The sequence below is a fragment of the Enterobacter sp. PP-008-ECC_S150 genome (assembly GCF_045257065.1).
GTDB classification, from domain to species: Bacteria; Pseudomonadota; Gammaproteobacteria; order Enterobacterales; family Enterobacteriaceae; genus Enterobacter; species Enterobacter chengduensis.
On sequence record NZ_JBJHHG010000001.1, the window covers coordinates 156,515 to 167,329 of the forward strand.

Sequence of the window (10,815 nt, forward strand, 5' to 3'; positions counted from 1 at the left end):
AACAGATTTTCCACCTTTTGCATTCTTTTTCAGCACAATCTGCTGGCTCGATTCGTGTACAACAAAACTGTTACATTGATCAAACAATCACCACAAAGGTATTTAAAAGGTATTATTAAGTGGTATGTTAAAGGAGTACCCTCTCTGACATGCAGGATTAAAAAATGAAAACGAAAGTCCAACTGTCATTCATGATGTTTGTTGAATGGTTTATCTGGGGCGCGTGGTTTGTGCCGCTGTGGCTGTGGCTGAGCAAAAGCGGGTTTACCGCCGGGGAAATTGGCTGGTCTTACGCCTGTACCGCGATTGCGGCGATCCTCTCCCCGATTCTGGTCGGCTCGCTGACGGACCGCTTCTTCGCCGCGCAGAAGGTGCTGGCGGTGCTGATGTTTGCCGGAGCCATTCTGATGTACTTCGCCGCGCAGCAAACCCAGTTCAGCACCTTCTTCCCGCTGCTGCTGGTTTATTCCCTGACCTACATGCCGACCATCGCGCTGACCAACAGCATCGCCTTCGCCAACGTGGACGACGTCGAGGCCGATTTTCCGCGCATTCGCGTGATGGGCACCATCGGCTGGATCGCCTCCGGGCTGGCGTGCGGCTTCCTGCCGCAGATGCTGGGCTACAGCGATATTTCCGATACCAATATTCCGCTGCTGATGACGGCAGCCAGCTCCGCCCTGCTCGGCGTCTTTGCCCTGTTCCTGCCGAACACGCCGCCAAAGAGCACCGGCAAGCTGGATTTCAAAGTGATGCTGGGGCTGGATGCGCTGATCCTGCTGCGCGACAAAAACTTCCTGGTATTCTTCTTCTGCTCGTTCCTGTTCGCCATGCCGCTGGCCTTCTACTACATCTTCGCCAACGGCTATCTCACCGAAGTGGGAATGAAAAACGCCACCGGCTGGATGACGCTCGGCCAGTTCTCCGAGATCTTCTTTATGCTCGCCCTGCCGTTCTTTACCAAACGCTTTGGTATTAAGAAGGTCTTACTGCTGGGCCTGATCACTGCCGCCATCCGCTACGGGTTCTTTGTGTACGGCGGTGCGGAACAGTACTTCACCTACGCCCTGCTGTTCCTCGGCATTCTGCTGCACGGCGTGAGCTACGACTTCTACTACGTCACCGCGTACATCTACGTGGACAAAAAAGCGCCGGTGCATATGCGCACCGCCGCGCAGGGCCTGATTACGCTGTGCTGCCAGGGCTTTGGTAGCCTGCTGGGTTACCGCCTGGGCGGCGTAATGATGGAAAAAATGTTCGCATACAAAGAGCCGGTGAACGGGCTGACCTTCAACTGGGCCGGAATGTGGGCGTTTGGCGCAATCATGATTGCCGTGATTGCCGTGCTGTTTATGCTGTTTTTCCGCGAATCGGATAAAGAGATCGCCGCAATTGAGGTGATTGATGGCGATACCGCGCTGACACAAGGGGAAGTTAAATGAAACAAGAACGTGTTCTCGGTGCCCTCTACGGGCAGGCGTTAGGGGATGCGATGGGCATGCCGTCGGAGCTGTGGCCGAGAAAGCGCGTCAAGGCGCACTTCGGCTGGATCGATCGCTTTCTACCCGGCCCGGCAGAGAATAATGCGGCCTGCTATTTCAAACAGGCAGAGTTCACCGACGATACCTCCATGGCGCTGTGCCTGGCGGATGCGATTATTGAGTGTGAGGGAGACATTAACGCGGACGTTATCGGCAAACATATCCTTAACTGGGCGCTCGATTTCGACGCGTTTAATAAGAACGTGCTCGGCCCGACCTCCAAAATCGCGCTAAACGCGATTCGCGACGGAAAGCCGGTCAGCGAACTGGAAAACAACGGCGTAACCAACGGGGCGGCGATGCGCGCCTCCCCGCTGGGCTGCCTGCTCCCGGCCACGCGTCTGGAACACTTTGTTGAGCAGGTGGCGCTGGCCTCCAGCCCGACCCATAAATCCGACCTCGCCATTGCCGGCGCGGTGGTGATTACCTGGGCAGTCTCCCGCGCTATCGACGGCGAAAGCTGGCAGAACATCGTCGACGCGCTGCCGGGTATCGCCCGCTATGCGCAGGAGGCGAAAACCACCACCTTCAGCGCATCGCTGGCGGCACGTATTGAGCTGGCGCTGAAGACCGTGCGGGAAGCCAACGGTATCGACTCTGCCAGCGAGCGGATTTATCAGCTTATTGGCGCGGGAACCAGCACCATTGAGTCCGTTCCGGCAGCCATTGCGATGGTCGAACTGGCGGGAACCGATCCGAACCGCTGCGCCATTTTATGCGCTAACCTGGGCGGCGACACCGACACCATCGGCGCCATGGCGACCGCCATCTGCGGCGCGCTGCACGGCGTGCAGGCGATTGATCCGGCGCTCAAAGCCGAGCTCGACGCCGTTAACCGGCTCGATTTCGGCCACTATTGCGAGAAGCTCCTGCACTACCGGGAGCAAAGGGAGGGCGTATGACGTCATTTGCCCAGCGTCTTGACGCCCTGCACGCCACGCGCCCGGTGACGGTGCTGGGCGCCGCGGTGATTGACGTCATCGCCGACGCCTACGCCCTGCCCTGGCGCGGGTGCGATATCGAGCTCAAGCAGCAGGGTGTGAATATTGGCGGCTGCGCGCTGAATATCGCCATCGCTCTGAAGCGGCTCGGCATTACGGCGCAAAACGCCCTGCCCGTCGGCCACGGCGTATGGGCGGATATCATCCGCAACGCCATGGCGAAGCAGGATCTGCACAGCGCCATCGAGGCCGAAACCGGCGACAACGGCTGGTGCCTGGCGCTGGTGGAGCCTGACGGCGAGCGCACCTTTATGTCCTTTAGCGGCGTGGAGAACCAGTGGCAGCAGGGCTGGCTTGATGTGCTGAATATCCCATCGAACAGCCTCGTCTACCTGTCCGGCTATCAGCTGGCTTCGCCGTGCGGCGAGCTGCTGACGGGCTGGCTGGAGGGGTTGCAGGACGTGACGGCATTCATTGATTTTGGCCCCCGCATCGCGGACATCCCCGACGCGCTGATGGCGCGGATCATGGCCTGTCGGCCAATCGTCTCCCTTAATCGTCAGGAAGCGGAAATCGCAGCCGGACGGCTAGGCGTCGGGGCTGAAAACCTGGGGACGGAGTGGCAGCAGCGCTTTGGGGCCGCGCTGATTGTGCGCCACGATAAAGACGGTGCGGTCTGGTATGACGGCGGTTGTTCGGGCGTGGTTCCGGCGTTCCCGGCTACGGTCGTGGACACCATCGGCGCGGGCGACAGCCACGCGGGCGGCACGCTTGCCGGGCTGGCGGCGGGATGGCCGCTGGCAGACGCCGTTCTGCTGGGAAATGCCGTGGCGTCCTGGGTGGTCAGCCATCGCGGCGGGGATTGCGCCCCCACTCGTGAGGAATTACTCCTCGCACACAAAGACGTATAGATCGCTGCGACAGTAGCTGATGCTGTACTCAATCGGCCGGTGCTGCTGGTCAAGCGCAACCTGCTTGATCACCAGCACCGGTATTTTTTCATCCATCTTAATGTGCGCCTGAAACTCGCTGTCCGGCATGCGGGCGCTGACCCGTGAACGGGTGCGCTGCGGGAAAATATTCTGGCTGCGGAAATAATCGTAGAGCGAAATGCCGATCGCATCCGGATCGGGAATGAGACCGACCGGCACCCAGGACTCCTCAATCGAGACGGCGTCCTCGTCAACGTAGCGAATACGCTTGAGCAGGAATACCTCGCTCTCAGGGGGGATTGAAAGGTGATTCGCCACCTCTTCCGGGCACTTCACTACCCGCTTGTTGACCCACAGCGTATTGGGCTTCTGGCCGCGCAGCACGACCTGCTGTGAGAACCCGCGCGCCTCTTTCAGGGAATACTCGAAGATATTGTTGATTTGCGTGCCATAGCCACGGGCGCGCGTCACCACGCCCTCTTCCTCCAGCGCCTGCATCGCTTTTCGCACGGTAATGCGCGACACGCCGGTTAACTGACTCAGATCGCGCTCGCCGGGCAAAATATTGCCGTGCTCCAGCACGCCGCTGCGCACCGCGTTTTTTACCGTTTCGGCAAACTTCAGGTACAGCGGGGTATTGTCAGGCGCGGCGATCCGTTCATTCAGCTGAGCGATTAACCGGGTATGCGCTTGTTCCATCTCTGTTTTCTCAGGCGTGGTGTTTCCTGCCAGTATACTGTCTTACCACCATGCATGAAAATGATGTACCGGCCCAATACCGTGACCGACCTCCAGAGTATCGGCTTTTGCCAGCGCCGCCGAGAGCCAGATTTTCGCTTCGCGCACCGCATCGGCCCAGCCGTCATGTCGTGGGCGCAGCGCCGCCAGCGCGGCAGAGAGCGTACAGCCCGTGCCGTGGGTATTTTTGGTCTGCACGCGCGGGGCGGTAAAACGCTGCTCGCCATCGCGGGTAAAAAGCCAGTCCGGGCTTTCAGCGTCGTCGAGATGACCGCCCTTCATCAGCACCGCCCCACAGCCCATCGCCAGCAGCGCGTTCCCCTGCGCTTTCATCTCGCGTTCAGTTTTCGCGTGCGTTGTGCCTAACAGCGCGGCGGCTTCCGGCAAATTAGGCGTAATGAGCGCCACCTGCGGCAGTAGCTTAGCGCGCAGCGTCGCAACGGCGGAGGCGGAGAGCAGCGGGTCGCCGCTTTTCGCCAGCATCACGGTGTCCAGCACCACGTTTTGCACCTGATACCGTTTAAGCCGTTCGGCCACCGCTTCCACAATGTCCGTCTCGGCCAGCATACCTATTTTTGTGGTGTCGATGCGCACGTCGCTGAACACCGAATCCAGCTGCGCGGCAACAAAATCCGGCTCAATACGGTAGACCGACTGCACGCCGCGCGTGTTTTGCGCCACCAGCGCGGTGATGACCGAGCAGCCGTACGCGCCAAGGGCGGAGAACGTTTTCAGGTCAGCCTGGATACCCGCACCGCCGCTGGGATCGGTGCCGGCAATGGTCAGGGCGTTAATCCGCTTCATGCCTGCTCCTCCAGCGTGTAGAGCGCGTCGAGGAACGCGCTGGCAAAACTGCCTGGCCCACGTGACTGCGCGACGGCGATCGTTCCGGCTCGTTTCATCCATCCGCAGGCGGCAGCGACGTTATCCAGCCGGTCACCCGGCAGCGAGCAGCTCGCCGCCACAACGGCAGAGAGCGCGCACCCGGTGCCCACCACGCGCGTCATCAGCGGATCGCCGCCCGTAACCGTGCGTGTACGTTGTCCGTCCGTGATGTAATCCACCTCGCCGGTGACGGCCACTACGGCATTGGTCTGGCGAGCCAGCGCTTCGGCAGCAGGCAGCGCGCTGGCGGCGGTATCGGTCGTATCGACGCCGCGCCCGCCCGCGCTCATCCCGGCAAGGGCCAGGATTTCGGACGCATTGCCGCGAATGGCGGCAGGTTTCAGGGCAAGGATCTGATGGCAAAAACGGGTGCGGAACGTCAGTGCGCCCACGGCAACCGGGTCCAGCGTCCAGGGCTTGCCGGCCGCCACCGCGCTTTCAATTGCCCGACGCATCGACTGGGCCCGCGGCGAGGTCAGCGTGCCAACGTTAATCAGCAGCGCATCGGCAATCCCGGCAAACTGTTCAGCCTCTTCTGCCTCAATCACCATGGCGGGTGACGCGCCAAGCGCCAGCAAAACGTTGGCCGTAAAGGTCTGTACGACATCGTTGGTCATACAATGGGTCAGCGGAGAACGGGTTCGGAAGTGATGTAAAACGTGTAAATCGAGCAGGTCAGGCTGCATGGTTTCGCTCCTGCCTTGCGTGAAGAAGCGATGACCGGGAAGGCATCTGACTTCCCTACGCTGGCATTATCCAGATCAGGTAATACGGGTATTTCTCAGCCTTCACAAAGAAGGGCACCCCGAGTCATTTGGTAAAACAATCTTCTGATATATCGCCAGCTTAAGGTAAGTGGCTCGTTAGCACAAGCCCGCCTTCCCGGTCATCGCTTCTTCACGCAGAAGGAGCAACGCACTATCTCACTTTTATACCAGTTTTATCACAGTGATAATCACAGCTAACAGGTTATATTGTTTTCAAATATCTAGCCCCATCTAGATGTAACTTGCTACCCTCCAGAGCAATAAGGAGAAATACGCATGAACGCTTTAATATTTTATTTAAACCATCCTAGATTTTGTGAGTGGATGTTTTTTATAGGTGTAATTACATCAATCAAATGGATATTTAGATTTATTATGGCTGTATTGAATGCAATTAATGCTAAAACTTCTTGCAAATGAAGACGGAATGTTGTTCGATGGAGAAATTAACTAAAGATGGTTAGATAATCAGCGTGACGGAAACGCATAGAGTGAGTAGTTGACCCAGCTAGTTAGATGTCCAGAAGAGATTGAGTGATGCTAGATGCATGAAATCTTTTGCTGGGGAACATGGCTATGTATGGCGATAAAAGCTTGAGCCTGTAAGGAATGCGTCGAATCCAGAAAGCCGGGATACCATATGTCCCCGCCATAATTGCAAGGCTTGATTAGATAACGCAGCCTGAATCTTTCAGGAGCACAATATGCGGGAATGGATTCTCCGTATGGCTTACGAGACAAGCCATTAACAGGTGAAGGGTATGGCAAGATTCTAGCTAAACTCCTATATCATCGTAACCTGTTACAATACCCCATCTAAAACGAGCTGTATGCCACCTACACGCCTTCATCTAATATAGGGCAGCAATACCCCACAGGGTATATGACAGAAACGCTTGCAGAGCGTTACACGCACTCCTGTAACAAAACCCTTCTTTCCCTGATTATCTCTTTCTATAATTTTAATTTCGGAAGTAGTAGTTAATGTCCAAACAGACGCAGCTGTGGCTGCACAATCTGACAGTTACGCAGAGAGGTTAATACTATCATCAACAGTCTTACACAGAAGGGTTATCATGTAAGTGGTAGCCTTTTCTTTTGCCAAGCTAGACGAACCGTCAGGTGAGTATAGTCTTGTTGCGTCAAGGGGGTGCGGGGGACTCTCCCCTGCGTTACCTACCTACCTACCTACCTACATTCCTCTCATAAATTAGACGCACTGATGTGCAAGCCCTCTAAAGGATAAATTTAATAAAAATAAATTCATCCAGAATACAGACACTTATAAAATAATTTAAAAATAAATGGAACAATTGTCACTTTTTCGAGTGTATATACATATAGGGTATAAAATATTAGATGTACATTAGAAATACATAGGTAGTAATAAAAAATAAAAAAGTAGCCTAACTAATAAGAGCCTTCCAATAAGAATAATAAAAAGGAAACGAAGGATGATAAAAACGATTGAAGGCTTCTTTGTAGACACGTCTACAGGGGAGTTAGTAGACCCATATGAGTATGGATGTTTACCACCTGACTATAATGTCAGTAACGCAGTAGAGATGGCTTTAACTGGCCTCCCTTTGAAAGAGACTTTAACTACTACTTCCGAAATTAAATCAGGTAGAGGACGTAAGCCCAAAGTGATTGACAACCCCTACTGTTCAATCTTCCAAAACCTAGAGCGTAAGGATTTATATACTACCACTTCCGACATTAAATCAGTGGCTGTTTTGCCCTCGGTTATTGACGATGTAGTTACTGGAGCGTTACGCCTTAACACTGATGGTGGTAACACAGAGATTCCCCGTAATCAGTTGTTGTTTGTATTGTCCCATCTAGAGCGTTTATCTGTTGAGAGTGTCTCCTCGCTGTTAACCGCTAAGCGTGCATTAAAAGGGGACGATGTACCGGGAGAAAGATATTGTCGTTATCTCCTGCGTAAATGTGAGAGTGTTATTGAAAGCCTTTCATATCACATCGAACGTGGCAACATTGAAAAGAATTCAGCATTTGATTTCAATCAGGACGCTGCTGATAACGCTAAATATGGATGCATTCCTAATTGTGTAATTGCCCCAGCCCCATTTACAGAGGGTGACAGAATGGTTATTCGTAGAATGGCTCTTGCCGGTAACACAGTGGCAGCGGATGCTTATATCCAGAAAGTAGCAGACACACAGAAGCGTATGATTGAGCGGATAGCTATTCCGTCTGTTAGGCAGATAGAAAATGAGATGCGTCTAGAGTTTCCATACGATCCTTACCTTAGTGAATACTAATACGGGCAGCGTATAAGGGATATACGTTAGAATATCACTCGCCCTTGTGGTGATGTTCTTAGCCCACCTAATAAAACATAGCCTAGCAGCTCTAACCCAGCCCTGTGATGGACGGTAAAGGTTTGGTCGCCTGAACCGTCCGGCTATGTTCCTAACATAACTTCTAAGACAATCCACCTTATGAAGAAGCTAAATGAAAAACTCATATACATTATGACACTTGAATGGTTGAACTGGAAAACGGGTTTATTCCTTCTGGTAGTGTCAGCCCTACTGAAAATTACATTAGGAATATAAATATGTCTATTATCGAATACCAGTACCCTTCTAATTCTCTGGCAGCAGCAAGAGCGGCAGCCCGTGAGAAATACTATTTCAAAGTGCGTCCTATTGTTGAGGAGCTTCTGGAGTATGGTTACGGAGAAACAGCTCTTGCAAATGCGTTGAATAATAAAGGCGTCCTTACAAGCCACGGTAAAGAGTTTAACGCTGGCACTGTCAAACACCTTCTAAAAATGTTGGGGTATAAAGACTGATGCATACAATCCCGTCCGGTATTACACAAGCAATGCAGAACTCCTCTCCACGTAAACAGCACACTCCTAAAGCCTTTAAATCATATCGGGATAGTGATCTTGTTTATCGTGTCCTAGAGGCAAAAGGTATTTACGATATCTCAGCCACTTTTTCGTGGACTAACACCCATCGCTAAATAACCTCTTAGAACTCCTGTGTCAACGTATACGGGCTTTTCTATTTTAAGAAATCAAAGCGTACCACCCCACTAACAAAACACTTCTATGAGCATTCTATGAATTATAATGAAAACAGTATTCGCATTCTCTCAGCAGAGGAGGCAGTGGTGTACAGCGCCTTTGGCATTGCCTCCCACCTCTCAGCCAAATATCCCACGCTCCCTAGCGAACATATCACCCACATAGCAGAGGCATTATATATTACAGGTCTTCCCCCTTCCCTGTATGAACGCCGCTATTGCTCTCCTGTAGGGGAGACAAGCCCAGACGATATGTTTACTCAAAAAGAGCTGGACGATCTATCCAGCCTCCTTACCGCTTTTATTTCTACATCCAAATAATAAAAAGGCACAACGCCTCAATAAGAAAAAAGGAAATTATCATGCCTCATTTATTCCCTGAGATTTTTGTTAACAAAGCTGGTTATGCATTTGCCGTTGTAGAGCGTCACGTTAAAAGCGACAAGCACGGCAACGCACTGCACCGTATTCGATTCCTTAACACTCAGTATGAAACGCTGGTAACTCAATTCCATATCAATGCGGGAAGTATTAAAGATTATATGGAGCCTGATGTTTATGGCGTAGGCTATTGGGGTGCAGACCCTAAAACCCTGACATACAGCAAGCGTGAGTACGCGTTATGGAATCGCCTGTTAGCCCGTGTATACGGTGGCTACAAACAGAATGCCTCCTATAAAGATGTTATTGTCTGCGCTCGCTGGTTCTGCTTTAAACATTTCCTCGAAGATATCCGTACACTGAATGGCTATGACAAATGGTGTGAGCAAGGAAGTGATTACCAGCTTGATAAAGATGAACTGTCTAAGCGCCTTGGATTTAAAGTGTATTCCCCTCAGACCTGCCAATTCATTTCTGCTGAGAAGAATTTGGAAATGTGTGCATGGGATAAAATAACTAAGAAACTTCTACGTAAAGCCGTAGATATCCGTAGCTTCTCCTAATTAAATATTCCAACAAAAGGAAACCATTATGGCTATTACAGCAGACCAGTATTTAGAAGTAGTTAACGCCCTCATTGAGAAGGGTATGCCAGAAGAAGAGGCACATGCCACTGTAGCAGCAGAACTTACCAAGCAAAGCGCCCCAGCAGCAGACACCCCGCCTCCAATGCGTGACCAATACGGACGCCTTAACACCAAGGCTCATGCGGAATTCTTTTCTCATACAAATAAGCAAGAGCTGGCTAAGAAATACTTTGACCCGTTAGACGGTATTGAGAGTATCGACACCCTCACTAAGAAAGAGCAGATGGATATTATTACTGGACGTAGCAAAGAGTCCCATAAGCCTAACCCTTTACGCAATGTGCAGGACGGGATTGACTTCTTTAAAAGCCTCCGCGAAGGGAAGTAATTAAGAGCGCCTCCTGAAAGGGAGGCATCTTGTTAATGCTATCATCAATTGAACATGCGAGGTTTTATTATGTTCCTTAAATTCCCTAAAGAAATGTTTGAGCTATTAATTAAGACAGCGAACGAACAGGGTAAAAGCTCCCATGTTTATATCGTTGAGAAAGTTATTAAAGCATTGCACGAAGATGCAAAGCTTGTGAAAGAATAAGAGAGAGAAAACACTTATGAGCAAAGCAATTTTTGAAGAAGCTTCAACCCCTTTCCGCATCTGGTCTATCCTTGCTGTGAATGAATTCAAATTCAAAGAAAAGAAAATTGAATTCCCTATGAATCACCGTGTTGTATTTGCGTATCTGGCATCACTCGGTAGTCGCTTCGGGGATATTTCTGTTAGCTATCTTTCCGTATGCAAGAAAACGGGCATTGCTGATGTAGAAGAAATGGCTGAGATCTTTGGCTGGTTAATGGCCTTTGAATTATTGGCCTATGTTCCAGCCTCGTTATTCGATGGGGAACGCGTCAAGTTTAAATACCGTGTCAATTATCCTGACAACACTTTCCCTTATAACGTTATCCCTGTAAAACTGGAGCGCTAA

The 10,815-nt window shown here is 51.7% G+C and carries 12 protein-coding genes and 1 riboswitch; of the genes, 9 read left to right on the top strand and 3 right to left on the bottom strand.

The genetic code is table 11. The features are described from left to right. Positions 1-164: 164 nt before the first annotated feature. From ACJBF3_RS00705 to ACJBF3_RS00715, 3 genes are read left to right on the top strand one after another with little or no spacing between them, the layout of a single operon-like run. A complete protein-coding gene (locus tag ACJBF3_RS00705) occupies positions 165-1,442 on the top strand; it encodes a nucleoside permease (RefSeq protein WP_045328076.1) in 1,278 nt (425 codons plus the stop codon). Then, a complete protein-coding gene (locus ACJBF3_RS00710; RefSeq protein ID WP_045328075.1) occupies positions 1,439-2,443 on the top strand; it encodes an ADP-ribosylglycohydrolase family protein in 1,005 nt (334 codons plus the stop codon). Before ACJBF3_RS00705 ends, ACJBF3_RS00710 begins: the two co-directional genes overlap by 4 nt. Continuing rightward, positions 2,440-3,393: a PfkB family carbohydrate kinase gene (locus ACJBF3_RS00715; protein ID WP_045328074.1), complete on the top strand. Its 954-nt coding sequence runs from the start codon at positions 2,440-2,442 to the stop codon at positions 3,391-3,393. The genes ACJBF3_RS00710 and ACJBF3_RS00715 overlap by 4 nt, the downstream gene beginning before the upstream one ends. Here ACJBF3_RS00715 and ACJBF3_RS00720 read toward each other — a convergent pair. The 3 genes from ACJBF3_RS00720 to thiM are packed head-to-tail and all read right to left on the bottom strand — an operon-like array spanning position 3,367 to position 5,723. Next, complete coding sequence (locus ACJBF3_RS00720) at positions 3,367-4,113, bottom strand: GntR family transcriptional regulator (RefSeq protein WP_025760289.1); 747 nt, start codon at positions 4,111-4,113, stop codon at positions 3,367-3,369. The genes ACJBF3_RS00715 and ACJBF3_RS00720 overlap by 27 nt on opposite strands. Before the next feature lie 42 nt (positions 4,114-4,155). Then, entirely contained in the window at positions 4,156-4,956 is an 801-nt protein-coding gene (thiD, locus tag ACJBF3_RS00725) for a bifunctional hydroxymethylpyrimidine kinase/phosphomethylpyrimidine kinase (RefSeq protein ID WP_045328073.1), read from the bottom strand. Further along, positions 4,953-5,723 carry a hydroxyethylthiazole kinase gene (gene thiM, locus ACJBF3_RS00730; protein ID WP_045328072.1) on the bottom strand — a complete coding sequence of 257 codons (771 nt, stop codon included), beginning with the start codon at positions 5,721-5,723 and terminating at the stop codon, positions 4,953-4,955. Before thiM ends, thiD begins: the two co-directional genes overlap by 4 nt. Before the next feature lie 35 nt (positions 5,724-5,758). Continuing rightward, positions 5,759-5,855: riboswitch (TPP riboswitch) on the bottom strand. 1,403 nt (positions 5,856-7,258) lie between these two features. On the opposite strand from thiM, the gene ACJBF3_RS00735 reads away from it, so the two are divergent. The 6 genes from ACJBF3_RS00735 (at position 7,259) to ACJBF3_RS00760 (ending at position 10,815) form a co-directional block, all read left to right on the top strand. After that, entirely contained in the window at positions 7,259-8,089 is an 831-nt protein-coding gene (locus ACJBF3_RS00735) for a hypothetical protein (RefSeq protein ID WP_047723548.1), read from the top strand. 224 nt (positions 8,090-8,313) lie between these two features. Beyond that, complete coding sequence (locus tag ACJBF3_RS00740; RefSeq protein ID WP_047723545.1) at positions 8,314-8,625, top strand: recombinase family protein; 312 nt, start codon at positions 8,314-8,316, stop codon at positions 8,623-8,625. Between the two features lie 275 nt (positions 8,626-8,900). Continuing rightward, entirely contained in the window at positions 8,901-9,185 is a 285-nt protein-coding gene (locus ACJBF3_RS00745) for a hypothetical protein (protein ID WP_131701688.1), read from the top strand. A 41-nt stretch (positions 9,186-9,226) separates the two neighbouring features. Then, positions 9,227-9,808, top strand: coding sequence for a hypothetical protein (locus ACJBF3_RS00750; RefSeq protein ID WP_047723543.1), 582 nt, complete (start codon positions 9,227-9,229; stop codon positions 9,806-9,808). Positions 9,809-9,836: 28 nt separating this feature from the next. Next, entirely contained in the window at positions 9,837-10,220 is a 384-nt protein-coding gene (locus ACJBF3_RS00755) for a hypothetical protein (protein WP_047723541.1), read from the top strand. A 223-nt stretch (positions 10,221-10,443) separates the two neighbouring features. Beyond that, the gene (locus ACJBF3_RS00760; protein WP_047723539.1) at positions 10,444-10,815 is read left to right on the top strand and encodes a hypothetical protein; all 372 of its coding nucleotides are present in this window, start codon (positions 10,444-10,446) and stop codon (positions 10,813-10,815) included.